Source organism: Yersinia alsatica (assembly GCF_025133195.1).
Classification (GTDB): domain Bacteria; phylum Pseudomonadota; class Gammaproteobacteria; order Enterobacterales; family Enterobacteriaceae; genus Yersinia; species Yersinia alsatica.
In genome coordinates this window covers 4655325-4677091 of the sequence record NZ_CP104006.1, presented here as the reverse complement: position 1 = coordinate 4677091, position 21767 = coordinate 4655325, and the positions used below count along the sequence as shown (strand labels likewise).

Genomic DNA, 21767 nt, shown 5'->3' with positions numbered 1-21767 from the left:
AAATTAACATTCTGTTAAATCACAATTGCATTGCGCTTAATAGGGTTAATAACATTTAATAAAACAATGGAGTTTATAAGTATGAGTATTTTAGAACCGTCGGTAGCTACCTCGGAGCAGAAAGATGCAACTGAGCTGAATAATTTGAACAATGCCAATGGTGAATTATCAGTACCAAAAAACACATTAGATGAATTAACATCTTTAAATGTTGCTATTCCAATCGATGAATTTAAAGAAGAAGATCAGAAGGTATTTGAGGATGAAAATGGTCATATAACAAAAATTACCAGGAAAATATATTCCCAGGGTATTTTATATGGTCACGTTGATTTTACTTTTTCAAATGACTCCGCTGGCAAGTTTTATATGACATCTGTTACTGCTGATATATATAGCAATGGAAAGATAAGAGATTCCTGTAGCGTATTCTATGCTAATACTAACGATCAAGGTATAACAGAGATTATTGAAACATCCTATATTTATCGTGAGGATTATACAATAATCAATGCTCACTATTATGATAAATATAAGCATCTCACAAAGACCGTAGTTGAGAAGGAATTTCATAGCGGTTCAAGTGATACTGATATTATATCTTATAATAAAGATGGCCAGATCACCGAGATTACTAATAAGAGCAATGATGGTGATAGTACGAGGCAGGTCGACGTTATACGCTTCAGTTATAATAAAAATAAATATATCACCGAAGAGGTTAAAGAATGTCGTATTAATGATTTTCTTCAAAAGAGAGTTGAAACTAAATATGCAGTTTTAGATGGCAATACTGGTGAGACTTATAAATCATCCATTATAACTACATCGTATGGTGAAAATAGTACAGTAAAGATCGACAAGGAGTATTTTGATCGACAGGGTAACATAACAGTTACTATGAGTCAGACCAGCTATAGTAACGGCTGGAAGTTCGTCAAAATTGGCTTTTGTTCTTATAATGAAAATAATCATATCACAAAGATATTTGAATATTGCTATCTTAATGATGTATTGAATAGCACAGTTGAAACTAAATATATTGTTTTAGACAGCAATACTGGTAAGACTTATAAATCATCGGTTATTACTCAGCACTATGTATCAGGAGACACTGATAATGTCTACAGTATTAAAAGTGAATGTTTTGATAGGCAAGGTAATATAACGAAAACTATTGAGAAAAAATATATTAATAAAATATTGAATGAAAGAATTGAAACTGAATATATAGTATCAGATAGCAGTTTTGGTGGGAGTTATAAGTCGTCAATTACTACTGTGCGCTATGGCTCCGAAGGTGAGAGCAATATTGTTAGTATCAATAAGGAATATTTTGATAAGCAGAGTAATAAAATAGAATCTGTCGATGAGAGCTATTATCATCGTGGCTCTAAATATATAAAAAATACGTATTATAATAAAAATAAACAGATTACCAAGACAATTGAAAAATACCATAATAATAGTATTTTTAACCGTAAAGTTACCACTAAATATAGTGTTGCAGACAACATTACTGGTGAGGTTTATAAATCTTCAATTATTTCTATAGACTATAATCGAAAAGGTGTTAACACGATCAAAAGTGAATATTTTGATCGACATAAAAACAAAACAGAAGAGAGTGAGAAAAATTATACCAATAACATATTAGACGATGAAGTTATAAAACAATATACAGTTTTAGATAGTAATTCGGGTGAGGCTTATAAGTCGGCCAATTTTTATATAAAATATAGTGTTGTAGGGAGGTATAGAGTTAAAGCTGAATACTTCAATGAGCAGGGTAATATAATAAATAATTCTGATGCACTATATGTTAATGATATTCTGAGTTTTATAAGTGAGGATTACTTTAATGATTCAGAGATCCTTGAGCGTAATGTTACCATTAATACTAATTATGATCCTGACGGTAATGTTATTGGCTATAAGCAATGTGAAAGTAAATATAATGAACGTGGGAAATTAATAGATAGCCAGAATACGGAATATGATATTTATGGTCAGGAAATTATCAATATTAAAGATAAAGCCCCCATTGGGCCAGGTATGAATTCATTAATCGAAGCAATAGGCAGTTTCTCTGCCCAAGAGTCTGTATTTTCGAACATTGATTATCACGGGCAGGGTAATATGCTCAATACTTTTGTGGCAACGACTAACCAATTCGACGCTCTGCAATAAATAGTGCTCAATACGGTATGGGTTAATGCTATTGATGCCAGCTAATAAGGGAACGCATTATAATAGCCCCCAAAATGCTTCAATCAGCGGTTCATTGAGCCGCTTTTTCGGCACACAAACACCTAATTCAAAAGGCTCTACCAGCGAGATATCATCCAATAGCGAAATTCGGTTACGTACTGGTTCTGGGCTGTTATCGACCACCACCGATGGAATCAACGCCACGCCACATCCCAACGCCACCATCGACACAATAGCCTCATGACCGGAAACTGTTGCGTATATCAATGGGTTAGTGATGCGTTGGCGGCGGAACCACAAATCGATACGTTTTCGTGATGGGCCGTGTTCCGGCAAAATAAAGGGAATATTGGCCCAATCTGGCTGCTCAACTGACACTAACTCTCGCACCGCACAAGGGAGTGCCGGGGCAATGAGCACCAATGGGATCTCGCCAATTTGGGTAAAAGCCACGCTGGTGGGTAAAACTTCAGGGCGACCGGCAATCCCCAAGTCAGCTTCATTGGATTGCACTTTATCAACAGCATCGGCTGCATCGCCGGTGGTAAGTTTAATTTCAACCAGTGGATGGCGAGCCCGGAAGCGATCGAGAATCGGCGGTAAATGGCTGTATGCCGCGGTGACCGAGCAAAATAACCGTAATTCACCACTCAGTGACGGGCCGTGTTGGCCTAGGGCATGAAGCAATTGCTGATATTGCAGCAAGGTTTGTTGTGCAAAAGCTTTTAACTGGGTGCCGGCATCGGTCAGTTGTACCGTGCGGTTATCACGCAAAAACAGCGGTTGACCAATGGTCTCTTCTAGCCGCTGGATCTGGCGCGACAAGGTGGATGGACTGACGTGCATCGCTTTGGCTGAGCGGCCAAAATGGCGGCTTTCAGCCAAATGCAGGAATAATTTTAAGTCGCGTAAATCCATGGCCGCCAGCCCTCACTGGGAATGTAATAAGAACGTTGCAATAATTGCAATGTGACATTGTCAATATATCAATTTCCGCAATGGATTTCCTGTCATATAGTGAATTCACGCTAATCCCCAGCACAGACAGGGGATGTGAAAAACATTCAGTACACAAACACAACATTCGTTTGCAGTAACCAGAAAAATAGCTGCACCCACAAAACAGAACCCGAACGGAGTAATACCATGGCTAACTATTTCAACACATTGAACCTACGTCAGCAGTTGGCGCAATTAGGTAAGTGTCGCTTTATGGCACGAGATGAATTTGCCGATGAAGCAGGCTACCTGAAAGGGAAAAAAGTGGTGATTGTCGGCTGTGGCGCGCAAGGTCTGAACCAAGGCTTGAACATGCGTGACTCCGGTTTGGATGTGGCTTATGCCCTGCGTAAAGAAGCGATTGCAGAGAAGCGCGCTTCATGGCGTAAAGCGACCGAGAACGGCTTTAAAGTAGGTACCTACGAAGAGTTGATTCCACAAGCAGATTTAGTGGTTAACCTGACACCAGACAAACAGCATTCTGCGGTAGTTCAGGCGATTCAGCCCTTGATGAAAGATGGTGCAGCACTGGGTTATTCTCACGGTTTCAACATTGTTGAAGTGGGCGAGCAAGTGCGTAAAGACATCACTGTGGTGATGGTTGCGCCAAAATGCCCAGGTACCGAAGTTCGTGAAGAATACAAACGTGGTTTTGGTGTGCCGACATTGATCGCGGTTCACCCGGAAAACGACCCTAAAGGCGAAGGTATGGCGATTGCCAAAGCATGGGCAGCGGCGACAGGCGGCCATCGTGCCGGTGTGCTGGAATCTTCTTTCGTTGCTGAAGTGAAGTCTGACTTGATGGGCGAGCAAACTATCCTGTGTGGTATGTTGCAGGCCGGTTCACTGCTGTGCTTCGACAAGTTGGTTTCTGAGGGTACCGATGCTGCTTATGCTGAAAAACTGATTCAATTCGGTTGGGAAACCATCACTGAAGCTCTGAAACAGGGCGGGATTACGCTGATGATGGACCGTCTGTCCAACCCAGCTAAACTGCGTGCTTATGCGCTGTCCGAACAACTGAAAGAGATTATGGCGCCGCTGTTCCAGAAACATATGGACGATATTATTTCCGGTGCGTTCTCCAGCGGGATGATGGCCGACTGGGCTGAAGACGACGTTAAATTGCTGAACTGGCGTGAAGAGACCGGCAGAACCGCGTTTGAGAATGCGCCACAGTATGAAGGCAAAATCTCTGAGCAAGAATACTTCGATCACGGCGTGTTGATGATTGCGATGGTGAAAGCTGGGGTTGAGCTGGCATTCGAAACTATGGTGGCTTCTGGCATCATCGAAGAGTCTGCTTATTACGAATCGCTGCATGAACTGCCATTGATTGCCAACACTATTGCTCGTAAGCGTCTGTATGAAATGAACGTGGTTATCTCTGATACTGCGGAATACGGTAACTACCTGTTTGCTAACGCGGCAGTTCCATTGCTGAAAGGCAAATTCATGGATTCTCTGCAAGCCGGGGACTTGGGTAAAAGTATTGCCGGTACTGCGGTAGACAATGCTCAACTGCGCGATGTCAACGAAGCTATTCGCAATCACCCAATCGAAGCTGTAGGGCATAAGCTGCGTGGGTATATGACTGATATGAAACGTATCGCGGTTGCGGGTTAATCAAGCTATCTTACTGGCCATTTTAGGTTTGGGCAGTATCCAGTAATAAGCCATTCTGAAAGCCTCTCTGCAAAGAGAGGCTTTTTTTTATCTCGGATTTTATGTATTTCGACGCTATAAAAATTTATTAAATTAATGCTATCGCGGCCCGTAAAAACTCTTGTAAGGTGTCAATCGTGGTTAAATACATCGCCACTAATATCTATTTTTGATTTCATAAAACATAACATTATTTTTATTTTGATGCATCAACCTTGCTAATTAGCGAGGTTTTTTTGTTTATTTTTATTGTAGTCAGTCATATTAAAAATACTTAAATATATTAAGGAGAAAACTAATGAGTGATATTCAAACTGTTCTGGCACGTTGGGGAGTATGGGCTAGAGATAATTCCAATCTTGATTATCCTCATATTGATAATGAGTTTAAAGATCTGATGATTAGTCAAATAGGTATTGAGTCTTGCTGTGATAATGACGGACTCGCAATTGATAATATCATTGCTAACTTACAGCGTGCATCAAGAGAAAAGGAGCTGGAGCTTATTGTGCGCCATTATATTTATGGTCAGTCAAAGTGCTCAATAGCTCGGCTGGTAAAATATAATGAACGGGAGATTAGACGCCAATTAAGAATGGTGGAAAGTTTTATTGAAGGGTGCTTAACACAATTGAAATTCCCTCTGGAAATGTACGAGAAATAATCTAAATGTCCTATCAATATAAAAGAGGTGAAAAAAAAGAATATAAATAATAAAACTCTTGTTAGTCAGAATACTTAAATAAGGAAATAAAATATGGGAGAAGGACACAGTAATGTAACAGGACATGGTGGTCGTGGCCCTACCGGTGGTGTGAAAGGCGGGCCAACAGGTTTTGGTGGCGGAAATCCTAACAGTGGTAAGGGATGGGGAGTATCACAGACGCCCTATGGCCCGCTTCACAATTACAATCCAGGAAAGTTTGGCAACAGCCACTCTTCTCGTGGCAACCGGGGCGGCGGTCACAACGCAGGGCATCGCGGAAATTCACCTAATCTGTCAGAAAAACCAGAACTTCAGGTGGCCATTGTGCCTGGTATCGCGGTTCCCTTGACATTGGTTGCCAGCGAATGGGGGTTCACACTGTATAACCCGAAGCTGGTGGCTGCTGCAATGGATGCTGCGTTTAGCCGATTAGCGGTGGTTGCCATGGATGCGGCACCGTATGTCGGTCGCTTCGCTGGTATCGTTGGCATGATGCTCGTTCCATCTGAAATTGCCAAGGATGATATGTCAGTAACCCGGCGTACGGTTGTCACCCTGCCCGCCGACAGGATTACAACCATGCCATTTGCTCAATTACCGACACAACCCGCAGTCGTCGCTAATACCCGACTCCACGATATGGTGCAGGATGGTATGCAGAAAATTGCGCTAGTGAAATCCAATAATGTGCCCGCCACTGTGCCAGTCGTTCAAGCTAAGCCCACGGTACGGCCAGGGGTATTTACTGCTCAAATATTGCATGGTATGCCGCCGATTCACATCCACGTTGAGACGCAATCCCCACCACCCGCAACATTACCGGCAAAAGGGATCAATGAGGTAAAAGATGCGCCGGTGATAGCAGTTTCCTCTCCATTAGGAAATCACAGTCATGACGCCATTGTTTACTTCCCACCAGAGGCTAAAACAGATCCTGTTTATATCTCGGTAACTACCCTGTTGACGCCAGAGCAAATAAGGCAGCAGGAAGATGAAGATCGGCGAAAGCAGGCGGCATGGGAGGCCAGCTATCCAATCGAGGCTGCGGAGAACCTGCTGAGTATCGCCAATGATGCTTTACGCCGAGAGCAACATAATGTTTACCCATTCCAGGCTGTATTAGATGAGTTTAAAAATAGTTGGGAAGGGCAACTTTTAACCGATCCTGAGGGGCACCCATTCAATGAGGATTTTGAAGAGTATTATTATTTATCAATGAATTATAGATATCAATTTGTATACAACATTAAGGTGGAGAATCGTCAAGACTTAGATAAGTTGCTCACTATTGGTGGTGAAGCCTTTGATCCTTTCCCTAATGGGATTACTCAGGAAGATCTTGATTTCTTTAAGGATGAACATCCTGCGTTAATCATGCAGGCGCTAATTATTGAGGAATACAATCTGCTGCGCCAGCATCTCTTAGCGCATCAGGCCAAGATTCATGTGGCTCAGACGGCTTTAAATTCTGCTCAACATCAATTAAATATGGCCCAAGATGAAGTCAATAATGCAGAACAGCATTTAATTCAGGCTAAAGTCCAACGAGTTCATGCTGAGAATGCTCGACTGGCGGTAGAGGCAGCAGAAAGGCGGCGAATTGTAGAGGAACAACAAGCCGCTGAGGAGGTTGAGCGACAGAGGATTGTTCATCAAAATACATTTTTCTTACCTGCTCACCCGATAAGAAGTCGATATTCCGCCGGTTTTTCTATCGCAGATAAAGGGGCTATCACCCTGGCTTCTCCTGCGATTCAAGGCCTGAGTACTTCATTATCGGCGGCATTAGCAAAATTTCGAACTATTGCCGTCTCTTCGTTGGCAGTTCCGATCGCCGCAATTATCGGTGCAGGTTTCTATCCGAGTAATACAGGCCAAAGTGGGGCACCGTCCCCTTTGGCAGGCAGTATAGCTCTTAGTGAAATGGGATTATCAGCGACGACTCCGTTGCCATTAGAAGGTGAGATTGACCTCCCCGCCAGAATGGTAATGGCGAATACTCGTAATACTACGGTGTTCTGGGCGGTCAAAACGGGAATCGCTGGTATTACCTCTAAGGTGAAAGCCGGTGTTGCCCAGTTTGACAGATCAACAGGGGTTTATACCTTTACCACTGATAGTCTGCCGCCACGAACCTTTACTTTTACCCCAGTACGTCCCTCTGGGTCCGAAGTCAGATGGGTATTTCCGAACCCAGCCAATGTGCCAGTACTCCCGCTGAATACCGGCATAGATATTGAACATGTAGCAAGCCCGCTCGTCTTGCCACAACCTCTGTTACAGGAGGGGCATTTCCACGATTACATCATCTGGTTCCCGGCAGACTCGGGATTGCAACCGGTGTATATTTATCTTAATAGTCCAAGGAATGAGCCGGGTGTTGTAACGGGGCATGGAGAGCCAATTTTTGGTAATTGGTTAGCCGAGGCGGGTAAAGGTCTGGGGGCACCGATCCCATCACAAATTGCGGATAAATTACGAGGCCAAGAATTCAGTAGCTTTGATAAATTCCGGGAAACATTTTGGAGGGAGGTGAGTCAAGATCCTGAATTGGCGGGGCAGTTTAATAAAATCAACAGATCTATTATGCGTAATGGGATCTCTCCATTCCCTCCTAAAAAAGAACATGTTGGAGGAAGAGAAAAATATGAAATTCATCACGTCAATCCAATTAATGGTGGTGGTGCAGTTTATGATATAGATAATCTGCGCGTGGTCACACCGAAGCGACATATTGAAATACATACAAGAAATGGAGTGTAACGATGACCATTAAGAAGTTATCAGAATATACTGAGAGCGAATTTCTTGAACTGATTAAATCCCTTTTTGATGGGAATTTTAAGTCAGAGGAAGAGCTTGATGCAGTAGTTCACGAACTTGTTGACGCAGTTGACCATCCTGATGGAACAGATATTCTTTTTTATCCTTCAGATGATAGAGAGGATAGTCCTGAAGGTGTCCTTAATTTTATTAAAAAATGGCGAGCCGAAAATGGTAAGCCAGGTTTTAAAGAGTAAACTCGGTCATTAAGTTATAATGCAAGCCACTGCTTTGATTGGCTTGCATATTTTATAGTGATTATTTACTCAATCATCAATTTACTTTTATAATAAATTATTTGTATATAACCATGTGAGATATATTTTAAATATGTCGCCAATAAATAAAATATTGTTTTTTACTAATGCTATTGCCTGATTTTTTGGCATAGGTCTCAAAATTAAAATGTTAATTTTCTTATAGTAAGCTTCTTCGCTATTTAGTAATGATTGTTTATTTATATAGACTACTAATTCTAATTATTAAAAATAAATGGAATTAAAATATATTAAGGAGATAAGTTATGAATGATATTAAAACTGTTCTGGCACGTTGGGGCGTCTGGGCCAGAGATCATCCTCATCTTGATTATCCACATATTGCGAGTGGATTTAAGAGCGCGACTGCGATACGGCGTAAAGTTGAGCCTTGCTGCGATAATGACGGGCTTATAATAGATAATATTCTTGGTAACTTACAGCGTGCTTCTAAAGAAAGCGGATTAGAGCTTATTCTTCGTCATTATGTTTATGGCCAATCCAAATGCGCTATTGCTAGATTAAAGAAATGTGATGAACGGGAAATTAGGAGTCAGTTACAAATTGCTGAGAGCTTTATTGATGGTTGTATGACACAGTCAGAAACTTCTTTGGAAATGAACAAAATATAAACTAAAATAATGTGTTTTATATAGAGTGCCGGGTTGCGCCACCTATATAAGGCAGCGCACGACCAATTTAGTTACGGTACAACACTTTAATGATGTGATAACCGAATTGGGTCTTTACTGGGCCATAAGGTTGCAGCAATTCACAGCTAAATACCGCTTTATCGAATGCCGGAACCATATCCCCTTTATTGAACTCGCCCAAGTCGCCGCCATTACGTTTTGACGGGCAGTTAGAGAACTTTTTTGCTAACTCTTGGAAATTAGCGCCGTTATTCAACTGCGCCAGAATATCGTTCGCCTGCTTTTCATCATCAACCAGAATGTGCAGAGCGGAAGCTTTGTTTGCCATAGTAACAATCACCACTAATATATTGAGTCTTGAAGGAAGGTTATCTTCAATCGAGTTCGAAGCGCGCCAGTGTAGCTTATTTTGAGGGTGATGGGGCCCTTGTGGGCGGTGTTTTACAAATCTACGAGCGGAGTTTTACCAATCAAAAACCGCAGGTGGTTTTTTTTCATTGGCCGCTTTCTGCTACAATCCTGTTCCTCCTTGTTAACCCACAGAGCTTCCGAGTGCCATGCGATTAAATCCCAGCCAACAACAAGCCGTCGAATTTGTCACTGGACCCTGTCTGGTGTTGGCCGGTGCGGGATCGGGCAAAACCCGGGTCATTACTAACAAAATTGCCCATCTGATTCGCCAGTGCGGCTATCAGCCCAAACATATTGCTGCGGTAACCTTTACCAACAAAGCGGCGCGTGAGATGAAAGAGCGCGTGGCTCAAACTCTGGGGCGGAAAGAAGCACGGGGGCTAATGATTGCCACCTTCCATACTTTGGGGCTGGAAATCATCAAAAAAGAGTATGCCGCGTTGGGGATGAAATCGAACTTCTCGCTGTTCGATGCCCAAGATCAGTTAGGTTTGTTGAAAGATCTAACCCATAAGTGGCTGGAAGACGACAAAACGTTATTGCAACAGTTGATCTCGGCGATCTCCAACTGGAAAAATGATCTGCTCTCCCCAGCAGCAGCTGCGGCATTGGCACGCTCCGAGCGCGATAAGCTGTTTGTGCATTGCTATGGCTTATATGACGCCCATTTGAAAGCTTGCAATGTGCTGGACTTTGACGACCTTATCTCTTTGCCAACGTTGTTGCTGCAAAATAATCTGGCAGTGCGTGAGCGCTGGCAAAATCGTCTGCGTTATCTATTAGTAGATGAATATCAGGATACCAATACTAGCCAATATCAAATGGTTAAATTATTGGTCGGCAGTCGGGCGCGCTTTACTGTAGTGGGTGATGATGACCAATCCATCTATTCATGGCGCGGTGCACGACCACAGAATTTAGTCTTGCTGAATGAGGATTTTCCGCAGCTACAAGTGATCAAGCTGGAGCAGAATTACCGCTCTTCTGGTCGAATCCTGAAAGCAGCCAACATTTTGATTGCCAATAACCCCCATGTTTTTGAAAAACGACTGTTTTCTGAGCTGGGATATGGTGATGAGCTAAAAGTCATTACTGCCAATAATGAAGATCATGAAGCCGAAAGAGTGGTCGGTGAACTTATCGCTCATCACTTTGTTAAAAAGACGCAATATAGCGACTATGCCATCTTATATCGTGGTAACCATCAGTCGCGCTTATTTGAAAAACTGTTGATGCAGAACCGCATCCCTTACCGGATTTCAGGGGGCGATTCATTTTTCTCTCGTCCGGAGATCAAAGACTTATTGGCTTACCTACGGGTTTTGACCAATCAGGATGATGACAGCGCATTCTTACGTATCGTGAATACGCCGAAACGTGAAATAGGTTCAGCGACCATTCAGAAGCTGGGTGAATGGGCTAATGTGCGCAATAAAAGTTTGTTCCGTGCCAGCTTCGACTTGGGACTGGGCGAGCATTTGAAAGGGCGTGGTTTAGAGTCATTGCAACGTTTTACGCATTGGATGGACGGTATTATTCGGTTGGTAGAACGTGAACCGGTAGCGGCGGTACGGGATTTAATCCACGGTATCGATTATGAGAGCTGGTTGTTTGAAACCTCTCCTAGCCCGAAAGCCGCTGAAATGCGGATGAAAAACGTGAATCTATTATTCAGTTGGATGACCGAAATGTTGGAAGGGTCGGAACTGAATGAACCGATGACACTGACCCAAGTTGTTACGCGCTTTACCTTGCGCGATATGATGGAGCGTGGAGAGAGTGACGAAGAGTTGGACCAAGTGCAACTCATGACGCTGCATGCTTCAAAGGGGTTGGAATTCCCTTATGTGTTCTTAGTTGGCATGGAAGAAGGTTTGCTACCACACCAAAGCAGCATTGATGAAGATAATGTGGATGAAGAGCGGCGGTTGGCGTATGTGGGGATTACTCGTGCTCAGCGCGAGCTGTTCTTCACGTTATGCAAAGAGCGACGTCAGTATGGCGAGTTGATCCGGCCAGAACCCAGCCGTTTCCTGATGGAGTTACCGCAGGATGACTTGAAATGGGACAATGAGCGCAAAGTTGTTAGCCCAGAAGAGCGGATGCAAAAAGGGCAGAGCCACCTGGCCAATATTCGTGCTCAGTTAGCGAAAGCCAAAAAATAGGCGCGGATGCCGCGAAATAATAACGGGCGGCGATACATTACCGCCCGTTTTTTTATCGATCAAAACCAAGGTATGCAGGTACTAAGGCGTGACGGGTTTGCCATCAACCGTGACGTTTTGTATCTCACTGAAGTGCCATGGCGTATCGCCGCGTAATTCAGTGAACGTCACTTTATTGAATTCGCTGTCACGTAAGTCACTGATGGCCGTCGGGCTAACCTTGTTAAGTTGCACATTGTTGACGTGCACTAAGCGGTGCCAGGCTTTATTGGCGGTATCCCCTTTGATTTCAATAGAGGCATTCTTGCCAGTAGTATTATCTACAGTCACATTTTTTACTGTGAAATCATAGAATTGTGCCGGAACCTTGGCTGGTGGATAATCAATATTGGCATTACTGTCAGCATAATCCAAGGTCATTACCATCACCTGTTTAGCCAGGTCGCGCATGGCATTATTCCGGAAAGTTACATTACGCGCTCCACCGCCAATGGTGCTAGTGCTCTTGGCACGCAGGCCGATGTCAGTCAGATACATGACATTATTTTCAGCCAAAATATCTTCAATCCAAGCCCCGGTATGGCTGCCTGTGACCACTGCGCCATGTCCCATACGGAAATAGTTATTAAACAGCCATGCGCCTTTCATTGGCTCTTGCTGTTGCGCCTTCTCCCCAGTGCCAGCAGCAAAGTTGATGCAGTCATCGCCGGTATCAAAGAAATTATTAAACACCATGACATTCTGACTATTACCAAATTCAATACCATCGCCATTGTTTGCATCATAGGTTTGATGGATTAACCCATTGGCAACCACATTATGATTTTCCAGATTCATAATGCCGTGGAAAGCGGGGTTACGTACGGTAAAGCCAGCCAGATAGACGTTTTCTACCCCGCGTAATGTCATCAAACTAGAGCGGCGTTGACCATAAGCATTTTTTAAATCCATACCGTCAGAAACCGCCTTCTCAACCTGATTTTTGGCCAGGATGCCATCTTCATGCACTTTGCTGTTCTTACTGGCAACATATTGCGGTAATGGATGGCCTAATTCGTCTGAAATTTCAGCGGTTTTCGCGCGCTGCCAACCATTGCCATCAATGATGCCTGAGCCGGTAATGCGGATATTACGGAATGTGCCGGGTTTGCTGTTATTTGGGTCGATGGCATTGATCAATGAAGCTGGGCGCTCAATGGTGGAATAAGGATACAGGCGGTAACCCGCTGGATAATCCTCTGGATTCTCTGAACCCAGCAAAGTCGCCCCAGCTTGTAAATTAAGGGTCATATCGCTTTTCAGCCACAGCGCACCACTCTTGTAGATACCCGCAGGGATTTCAATGCGACAACCTGGTTTACAGCTATCAATTGCCTGCTGTATCGCTTTGGTATTCAGAGTCTTACCATCATCAACTGCACCGAAATCGCGCACATTTACAATCTGTGGTTTGGCGGTGGTTTTTGCCGTGATGGGCTTACTGGCTGCAGATAAAGAGCCGTCAGCGTACTGCGCTTTCACTGTGAATTGGTAGCTGGTTTCCGGTTTAAGGCCCACAGCTGTAAAGTTTTGCATCACGATTTTATGCTGAAAATTATCTTTGTCATTGGCATAGAAATTCGTGATATAGGGCTTGGCTGGCGAGAATTTATCATTATTCTCACTGGCGCTACCTAACAATTTTCCAGCAGAATAAACCTGATAATCAACAATTTTGCGAGTATCTTCAGGCGCTTTCCACACCAGAACAATGCTGCTTTCATCATAGGCGAGAGTGGGCACTTGCACCTGCTGAGGGGCATCGTGACTATTTGATTTGGCAGCCATCGCCATGGGGGTGCCGACCATCAGACCGGAAATAATCACCAGCATACCCGCGGTATGGTGGCGTTGAAGCTGTGCTCGCATTTTTGTTCCTCATCAATGAGATTAAGCAATTTGGACGCAGCGTTCTTTCCCTGGAGGTGGCGTATAAAACAAATAACTCAATAAAGAAACGCTGTTTTATAAAAATACACACATTGTTTCTATTTTAAGCTGGCGACGATCACATTCTGACAGTTTTGCTTTATTTTGTAAGAGGTAACCGCAGTAAGATAAGTTTTTTAGCGAGGGAGGCAAAGGAAGATTGGGTGGCGAAAGGCCACCCAATAGCATGAAAACTTAATTGAGTTCTTCTAGCAATAGAGGCCATTGGACATAGCTTTGCCAATGACTTTCTTGTTCTAATGCTTCAGCCCGATAAGGATGTTGTTGCAACCAGCCCTTCGGCAGCAGCACATAAAGTTCCTCGCCATTCGCCCGCAACCTGACAGCTGGCAAAGTATCATCCCGCCGGCGGCTGGAGAAAATAATTGCCAGACGTAGTATGCGGCACAGATGTTGGGCCATATCTACGGGCAATGCATTCTGATGATTCAATAGCGACAGGTCGAGAGTATCACCCTGATTTTGTAACAGGGCAGAAAGCAGCAGCTTTTGAGCGGGGGTAAAACCAGGGAGATCCAGATTACGAATCAGGTAAGCAGCATGTTGGGGAGCACGTTTAAAATCGACGCTTAACCCAATTTCATGAATCAAACAGGCATTTTGCAATAACTCCCGACATCGGCCATCGAGATGCCACTCTTTTTCTACCTGAAGCAAAAAGTTATCGGCCAATTTACTGACACGCTTGGCTTGCTCGGTATCAAGTAAATAGCGGCGCTGCAAATTTCGTACCGTTCGGCTACGGATATCTTGCTCAACCGGTAAATGAAGCATGCCATAGACCAGCCCTTCACGCAGCGCGCCGCCAGCCAGTGTCATGCTTTCAATTGCCAATTCCTGGAATATCGCGATTAAAATAGAGAGGCCGCTGGGGAAAACCAGCGCCCGTTCCAGAGTTAAACCCGGAATTTCCAGTTCTTCTAACTTGCCGCACTGAATGGCCCTTTGCTTAAGTTGTTGCAATTTAGCTAAGGTGATCAGCTCGTCCATCCCCTGAGCGACCATGATCTCTTGCAGCGCCTGGACGGTACCTGAGGCTCCGACACAGATTTGCCAGCCATGATCCCGAAAACGTTTGGCGACGGGTTTGAGCATCTCACGGGCAGCCAGTTCAGCACGTTCAAAATTGTCTTTTGCCAGATTGCGGTCACTAAAGTAACGCTCCAGCGAAGTGACACAACCCATTGATAAGCTGACCAGAATATTCGCTTGCGCGCCATTGCCGGTCACGAGCTCAGTGCTGCCCCCGCCAATATCAACCACCAGACGCTGTTCTGGACCGCCGGTGGTATGGGCTACACCGTGATAAATTAGGCGGGCTTCTTCTTCACCACTGATAACCTGGATCGGGCAACCGAGGATCTCGGTTGCAGTTTGCAGGAACTCTTCAGCATTCGAGGCCAGACGCAGAGTGGCTGTCGCAACCACACGGATCTGATCCAGAGGAATATCCTGCAAACGTTCTGAAAAAAGCTTCAGACATTGCCAGCCACGCTCCATCGCTTCTTGCGACAGGTGATTCTGGGTATCCAAACCGGCAGCCAAACGGACTTTTCGCTTGATGCGGGCCAATGTTTGGATACTGCCTGCCACCTCACGTACCACCAACATATGGAAACTGTTGGAGCCAAGATCGATGGCAGCATAAAGTGAGGTGGAACTTAGCATCATTTATCAGCTCGGTCGCTTACGGTTATTCCGTGGTGCACCACTGCGGCGTGGGGCAGAGTTACGGCGTGGGCCATTCCCGGTACGGGTACGGGCCAGACGTTTTGGCGCCGGCAAATCTGTTAATAGCGCATCGCTATTATATTTGCTTACCGGAATGCTATGACCGGTGTAGGTCTCAATAGCCGGTAAGTTTAATGCATACTCTTCACATGCCAGACTGATGGAATGGCCACTTTCGCCAGCACGACCGGTACGGCCAATGCGGTGAACATAGTCTTCACAGTCATCTGGTAAGTCATAGTTGAAGACATGGGTCACCAGTGGAATATGCAGACCACGGGCGGCAACATCGGTCGCAACCAGAATATCCAAATCACCTTTAGTGAAATCTTCCAAAATACGCAGACGTTTTTTCTGCGCGACATCACCGGTCAACAGACCGACACGATGACCATCAGCAGCCAAATGGCCCCAGATCTCTTCGCAGCGATGTTTCGTGTTCGCAAAAATAATGCAGCGATCTGGCCACTCTTCTTCAATCAACGTCTGAAGCAGACGCATTTTTTCTTCATTTGAAGGATAGAACAGCTCTTCCTGAATGCGGTGGCCGGTTTTTTGTAACGGTTCCACTTCAACATATTCTGCGTTATTCATCTGCTCGAATGCCAATTCACGTACCCGGTACGAGAGAGTGGCAGAGAACAACATGTTTAAGCGCTTATCAACAGAAGGCATGCGGCGGAACAACCAGCGGATATCTTTAATAAAGCCTAAATCGTACATCCGATCCGCTTCATCCAAGACCACAACCTGAATTGCGCCAAGATTAATGTAATTTTGTTTTGCGTAGTCGATTAAACGGCCAGTGGTGCCGATCAGAATATCAACGCCACTTTCCAGCACCTTAAGCTGTTTGTCGTAGCCGTCACCACCATAAGCCAAGCCTAATTTCAGCCCGGTCATCTGGGAAAGTGATTCTGCATCGGAGTGAATTTGCACTGCTAATTCACGCGTTGGTGCCATAATCAATGCGCGTGGTTGATTAGTCTGGCGACCCTCTTCTGCCGGGTGAGAAAGCAAATAATGGAAAGTAGACGCTAAGAATGCCAGCGTCTTGCCGGTTCCTGTTTGCGCCTGACCCGCTACATCACGCCCGGATAGGGTGAGTGGCAATGCTAACGCCTGAATAGGCGTACAATATTGAAACCCTTTGTTTTCAAGGGCTTCAACAACTAGCGGGTGCAGGGCGAAGTCGGAAAACTTCTGTTCGGTCAAGTGTGTTTTGCTCATAGTGTGGTAGAATATCAGCTAACTATTGCTTTACGAAAGCGTATCCGGTGAAATAAAGTCATCCTATTGTTGGTTAATGCTACACCAACGAGGTAGACACAATCCTTTGGAGTAGAACATGAGCGATAAAATTATTCACCTGAGTGACGACAGCTTCGACACTGACGTGCTGAAAGCCAGCGGCCTGGTTCTGGTCGATTTCTGGGCTGAATGGTGTGGTCCGTGCAAGATGATTGCTCCGATTTTGGATGAAATTGCTGAAGAGTACGAAGGCAGACTGACCATCACTAAGTTGAATATTGATGAAAACCAGGGCACGGCACCAAAATATGGTATCCGTGGCATCCCTACGTTGTTGTTATTCCGTGACGGTGAAGTTGTGGCCACCAAGGTTGGCGCCTTGTCTAAAGGTCAGCTCAAAGCATTCTTGGATGCAAATCTGTAAGCGGCGTTAAATCGCCTACACCCTACGTCATTGGCGTTACAGGAAGGCAGCAGACAAGCAAGTTCCGATAAGCTGATTGTGGTCGGTGATTCGAGCGAGTAAGAGCTGCTGACAGCGCTGTAGCTTCAAGGCCGTCGGGTGTGTCTAGCGGCAGTTGTGATTTCTCACACTGACCGCTAGACGCCTGCAAAGAAGCGTGTTAAGTTTACCTCACTGCGTATAGAACATTCCTGTGTATTGAGTCCGGGTTTGTAGCATCTAGCTTATTCTTTAGTATCTAAGAAATAGTCTGTAGCATCTAAATAGTTTGAATCTAAAGTTTTACTCTATGTCGAAATAATTTGTGTTGAGAATATGTATGAACTCAATCGGTTTTTGACAGTCTAGTGTTTTACAAAATCAGTCTAAGGCACCTTCAATCTGTATACCGTTGTGTCGCGCAAATCTCGCGTAAGTGATTACTTGCGTAGTTTGTCCAAGGCCGGTGATTGAATGTCCCGTTAAACAGGCACGGATGACGCTGCCATACCATTCACGACCATAGTTCGAGACATACCCCGAGTTTAAGAACCCACCATTATGAATCTTACCGAATTAAAGAACACGCCGGTTTCTGATCTGATAACACTTGGCGAAAATATGGGGCTGGAAAACCTGGCCCGGATGCGTAAACAAGATATTATTTTCTCTATTCTTAAGCAGCATGCGAAAAGTGGAGAAGATATCTTCGGTGACGGTGTGTTGGAGATATTGCAGGATGGATTTGGTTTCCTCCGTTCAGCAGACAGCTCCTACCTCGCCGGTCCCGACGACATCTATGTATCCCCAAGCCAAATTCGCCGTTTCAACCTCCGCACTGGTGATACCGTTGCCGGTAAGATTCGTCCACCGAAAGAAGGTGAGCGTTATTTTGCATTGTTGAAAGTTAACGAAGTTAACTACGACAAACCGGAAAACGCCCGTAACAAAATCCTGTTCGAAAACTTAACCCCATTACATGCCAACTCTCGTTTGCGCATGGAACGCGGTAATGGTTCGACTGAAGATTTAACCGCTCGTGTACTCGATTTGGCATCGCCAATCGGTCGCGGCCAACGTGGTCTGATTGTGGCTCCGCCAAAAGCGGGTAAAACCATGCTGTTGCAGAACATTGCGACCAGCATTGCTTATAACCACCCTGATTGCGTACTGATGGTATTGCTGATTGACGAGCGTCCGGAAGAAGTGACCGAGATGCAACGTCTGGTGAAAGGTGAAGTTATTGCTTCTACTTTTGACGAACCAGCATCCCGTCACGTGCAAGTAGCAGAAATGGTTATCGAGAAAGCTAAACGTCTGGTTGAGCATAAAAAAGACGTTATCATTTTGCTGGATTCGATTACCCGTCTGGCCCGCGCATACAACACCGTGGTACCTGCTTCAGGCAAAGTATTGACCGGTGGTGTCGATGCTAACGCCTTGCATCGTCCTAAACGTTTCTTTGGTGCCGCACGTAATGTTGAAGAGGGCGGTAGCCTGACCATCATTGCCACCGCATTGGTTGATACCGGTTCTAAAATGGATGAAGTTATCTATGAAGAATTTAAAGGTACCGGCAACATGGAACTGCATCTGTCGCGCAAAATTGCCGAAAAACGTGTGTTCCCAGCGATTGATTTCAACCGTTCTGGTACTCGTAAAGAAGAGCTGTTGACCACCACTGAAGAACTGCAAAAAATGTGGATCTTACGTCGTATTCTTCATCCAATGGGTGAAATCGATGCAATGGAGTTCCTCATCAGCAAACTGGCAACAGCAAAAACCAACGATCAGTTCTTCGATAACATGAGACGTTCGTAAGTTTATACCCAATAGATTTCGAGTCGCAGGGAGGTGGCAACTGAGTGAACTCAAAGCGTTGAGATAATTCAATGGTTTGAGTGAATGATGGCTGCTAATAATGTTGCGGCTTGAAAGATGACGGGTATAGCTTATTTTGTTAAAACGCCACGCTCAGCCGTGGCGTTTTTTGCATTTGGAATATACGATAGCCGGGTTTGTTATCAATCATATGGATAAAAAGATCGAACTTACCTCTATTTTTGGACTTATTCTCACTACCAATGAGAAAATACCAAAAATAGAGTTGGGAATAACAAGCAAGGCTGTCATCATATTCAGAAATAACTGAAAGCATGGGGAATGCATGGTATACGCCAAGCCACATGCTAAGCTGTCGTATCTTTTTGCAGAGAGCGGTTAAACGTGAACTTACTCACTATGAGTACTGAAATATTTGTTATTTTCCTGTTTTCTCTGGCATTTTTATTTGTTGCTCGCAAAGTTGCCAAGAAAATTGGATTAGTCGATAAACCTAATTATCGTAAACGCCACCAAGGGTTGATCCCATTAGTGGGCGGAATATCCGTGTTTGCGGGTATTTGTTTTACCTTCCTGATTACTAACCAGCAGGTTCCCCATTTCCGTCTATACCTCGGTTGCGCCGGTTTATTGGTGTTTGTTGGCGCTTTAGATGATCGCTTTGATATCAGTGTAAAAATCCGGGCTTTTGTCCAGGCGCTGGTCGGTATTGCCATGATGGCAATCGGCGGGCTTTATTTGCGCAGCTTAGGCCATGCTTTTGGCCCATGGGAAATGGTGTTAGGGCCGTTCGGTTATGTTGTCACACTGTTTGCGGTATGGGCGGCAATAAATGCGTTCAATATGGTGGATGGTATTGATGGCTTGCTGGGCGGGCTGTCTTGCGTCTCCTTCGGTGCCATGGGTATTTTGCTGTACCAAAGTGGGCAGATGGCATTAGCACTGTGGTGTTTTGCGATGATTGCTGCCATTTTGCCGTATATCTTGCTGAACCTTGGATTATTAGGGCGCCGCTATAAAGTCTTTATGGGGGATGCTGGCAGTACACTGATTGGTTTCACGGCTATTTGGCTGCTGTTGCAAAGCACTCAAGGGAATGCTCATCCGATTAATCCAGTGACCGCATTGTGGATTATTGCCATTCCATTGATGGATATGATTGCCATCATGTATCGGCGTTTACGCAAGGGTATGAGTCCTTTCTCTCCGGATCGTCAGCATATCCATCATTTGATTATGCGTGCCGGTTTTACTTCTCGGCAGGCTTTTGTCTTAATCACTCTGGCTGCGGTGTTGCTGGCGGCAGTAGGTATTATCGGCGAACGGCTGGCATTTGTCCCTGAATGGGCCATGTTGGCACTATTCTTGCTTGCATTTCTGTTGTATGACTACTGCATTAAACGGGCATGGCGAGTGGCGCGTTTTATCAAACGTCTCAAGCGTCGGATGCGCCGTGCATCGCAAAATAAGCATGAATCTTAACCAGAGGCTTTTAGGCAGTGATGAAACCAGAATCTATATCGACTGATAAAACAGGGTCTACCAATAATGAGCCTGCTGTGGATAACGAATTAGACATCCGTAGCCTGTGCCGCACGCTTTGGCGCGGTAAGGTATGGATTATCGGTATGGCAATTCTTTTTGCTGCAATAGCGCTGGGTGTTTCCTATTTGGTGAAACAGCAGTGGAGTGCGACAGCCATTACAGACAGGCCAACTGTCAATAATTTAGGTGGTTATTATTCTCAGCAGCAGTTTTTGCGCAATTTGGATACGCGCATTAATAGTGGCGCGGCTAGTGAGCAGCCAGGTATTTCTGATGAAGCCTACAGCGAGTTTATTACTCAGTTAGCCGCCTACGATACCCGTCGTGATTTTTGGCTGCAAAGTGATTACTACAAACAGCGTCTGGAAGGTGATGCTAAAGCGGATGCCGCATTATTGGATGAGCTGATAAACAATATTGTTTTCACGCCACGTGATGACAAAAAAATACTGAATGACAGTATTAAATTGACGGCAGAAACCGCCAGTGACTCAAATAAATTACTGCGCAGTTATATTGAGTTTGCCAGCCAACGTGCAGCCAGCCATTTGAATGACGAAATTCAGGGCGCTTGGGCAGCCCGGACTCAGTCAATGAAAGCACAGGTTCAGCGGCAAGAAGCGGTAGCTCAAGCGGTGTACAACCGTGAAGTTGCTGCGGTTCAGCAAGCATTGAAAGTGGCGAGTCAGCAAGGGATTAATCGTAATCAAACAGATACCCCGGCGGAACAGTTACCTGACTCCAAAATGTTTATGTTAGGTAAACCGATGCTTGAAGCTCGTCTGGAAACCTTGCAGGCTACCGGCCCAAGTTTTGATATTGATTACGATCAGAACCGTGCAATGCTGGCAACATTGAACATTGGTCCAACGCTGGATAAAACATTCCAAGCTTATCGTTACTTACGTACACCAGAAGATCCGGTAACCCGTGATAGCCCACGTCGTGTATTCCTGCTGATTATGTGGGGTGCCATTGGGGCATTAGTTGGGGCTGGCGTGGTGTTGGTTCGTCGTACCAGTACGCAAGCGTAAGTTCGTACTGTAGAAGAATATTAATTGCTAATGGGCGCATTGT

16 protein-coding genes are annotated in these 21767 nt (G+C 44.8%); 11 read left to right on the top strand and 5 right to left on the bottom strand.

From position 1 onward, the window contains the following. Positions 1-81 precede the first annotated feature (81 nt). Positions 82-2190, top strand: coding sequence for a hypothetical protein (locus N0H69_RS21150; protein ID WP_050152164.1), 2109 nt, complete (start codon positions 82-84; stop codon positions 2188-2190). A 57-nt stretch (positions 2191-2247) separates the two neighbouring features. Here N0H69_RS21150 and ilvY read toward each other — a convergent pair whose 3' ends face one another. Then, a complete protein-coding gene (gene ilvY / locus N0H69_RS21145; RefSeq protein WP_050110860.1) occupies positions 2248-3129 on the bottom strand; it encodes an HTH-type transcriptional activator IlvY in 882 nt (293 codons plus the stop codon). A gap of 228 nt (positions 3130-3357) precedes the next feature. Between ilvY and ilvC the strand changes: the two genes are divergently transcribed. The 5 genes from ilvC to N0H69_RS21120 all read left to right on the top strand — a co-directional run bounded on the left by ilvC (position 3358) and on the right by N0H69_RS21120 (position 9293). Beyond that, positions 3358-4836, top strand: coding sequence for a ketol-acid reductoisomerase (ilvC, locus tag N0H69_RS21140; RefSeq protein ID WP_050110862.1), 1479 nt, complete (start codon positions 3358-3360; stop codon positions 4834-4836). A gap of 337 nt (positions 4837-5173) precedes the next feature. Next, entirely contained in the window at positions 5174-5539 is a 366-nt protein-coding gene (locus N0H69_RS21135) for an antiterminator Q family protein (RefSeq protein ID WP_050152163.1), read from the top strand. A gap of 93 nt (positions 5540-5632) precedes the next feature. After that, positions 5633-8344 carry a pyocin-S2/colicin E7-DNase domain-containing protein gene (locus N0H69_RS21130; RefSeq protein WP_050152162.1) on the top strand — a complete coding sequence of 904 codons (2712 nt, stop codon included), beginning with the start codon at positions 5633-5635 and terminating at the stop codon, positions 8342-8344. Positions 8345-8346: 2 nt separating this feature from the next. Next, a complete protein-coding gene (locus tag N0H69_RS21125; protein ID WP_050152161.1) occupies positions 8347-8601 on the top strand; it encodes a bacteriocin immunity protein in 255 nt (84 codons plus the stop codon). A 326-nt stretch (positions 8602-8927) separates the two neighbouring features. Then, the gene (locus N0H69_RS21120) at positions 8928-9293 is read left to right on the top strand and encodes an antiterminator Q family protein (RefSeq protein ID WP_050152160.1); all 366 of its coding nucleotides are present in this window, start codon (positions 8928-8930) and stop codon (positions 9291-9293) included. Positions 9294-9360: 67 nt separating this feature from the next. Here N0H69_RS21120 and ppiC read toward each other — a convergent pair whose 3' ends face one another. Further along, positions 9361-9642 carry a peptidylprolyl isomerase PpiC gene (gene ppiC / locus N0H69_RS21115; RefSeq protein WP_004704164.1) on the bottom strand — a complete coding sequence of 94 codons (282 nt, stop codon included), beginning with the start codon at positions 9640-9642 and terminating at the stop codon, positions 9361-9363. A gap of 229 nt (positions 9643-9871) precedes the next feature. Here ppiC and rep point away from each other — a divergent pair, with 229 nt between their 5' ends. Next, positions 9872-11890, top strand: coding sequence for a DNA helicase Rep (gene rep / locus N0H69_RS21110; RefSeq protein ID WP_050152159.1), 2019 nt, complete (start codon positions 9872-9874; stop codon positions 11888-11890). Positions 11891-11971: 81 nt separating this feature from the next. On the opposite strand, the gene N0H69_RS21105 is transcribed toward rep, so the two are convergent. From N0H69_RS21105 to rhlB, 3 genes are all read right to left on the bottom strand, one after another. Then, positions 11972-13798, bottom strand: coding sequence for a glycosyl hydrolase family 28 protein (locus N0H69_RS21105; protein WP_050135675.1), 1827 nt, complete (start codon positions 13796-13798; stop codon positions 11972-11974). A gap of 255 nt (positions 13799-14053) precedes the next feature. Next, the gene (gene ppx / locus N0H69_RS21100) at positions 14054-15547 is read right to left on the bottom strand and encodes an exopolyphosphatase (protein WP_050152168.1); all 1494 of its coding nucleotides are present in this window, start codon (positions 15545-15547) and stop codon (positions 14054-14056) included. Positions 15548-15553: 6 nt separating this feature from the next. Then, on the bottom strand, positions 15554-16840 hold the full coding sequence (gene rhlB / locus N0H69_RS21095) for an ATP-dependent RNA helicase RhlB (protein ID WP_050110871.1): 1287 nt from the start codon (positions 16838-16840) through the stop codon (positions 15554-15556). 118 nt (positions 16841-16958) lie between these two features. Here rhlB and trxA point away from each other — a divergent pair, with 118 nt between their 5' ends. From trxA to wzzE, 4 genes are all read left to right on the top strand, one after another. Continuing rightward, a complete protein-coding gene (gene trxA, locus N0H69_RS21090) occupies positions 16959-17285 on the top strand; it encodes a thioredoxin TrxA (RefSeq protein ID WP_004710101.1) in 327 nt (108 codons plus the stop codon). Positions 17286-17864: 579 nt separating this feature from the next. Continuing rightward, entirely contained in the window at positions 17865-19124 is a 1260-nt protein-coding gene (gene rho, locus N0H69_RS21085; RefSeq protein ID WP_004704159.1) for a transcription termination factor Rho, read from the top strand. Positions 19125-19529: 405 nt separating this feature from the next. Next, positions 19530-20627, top strand: a complete 1098-nt coding sequence (gene wecA / locus N0H69_RS21080; RefSeq protein WP_072077681.1) for a UDP-N-acetylglucosamine--undecaprenyl-phosphate N-acetylglucosaminephosphotransferase — start codon at positions 19530-19532, stop codon at positions 20625-20627. Between the two features lie 20 nt (positions 20628-20647). Next, on the top strand, positions 20648-21724 hold the full coding sequence (gene wzzE, locus N0H69_RS21075; protein ID WP_050123917.1) for an ECA polysaccharide chain length modulation protein: 1077 nt from the start codon (positions 20648-20650) through the stop codon (positions 21722-21724). Positions 21725-21767: the final 43 nt, after the last annotated feature.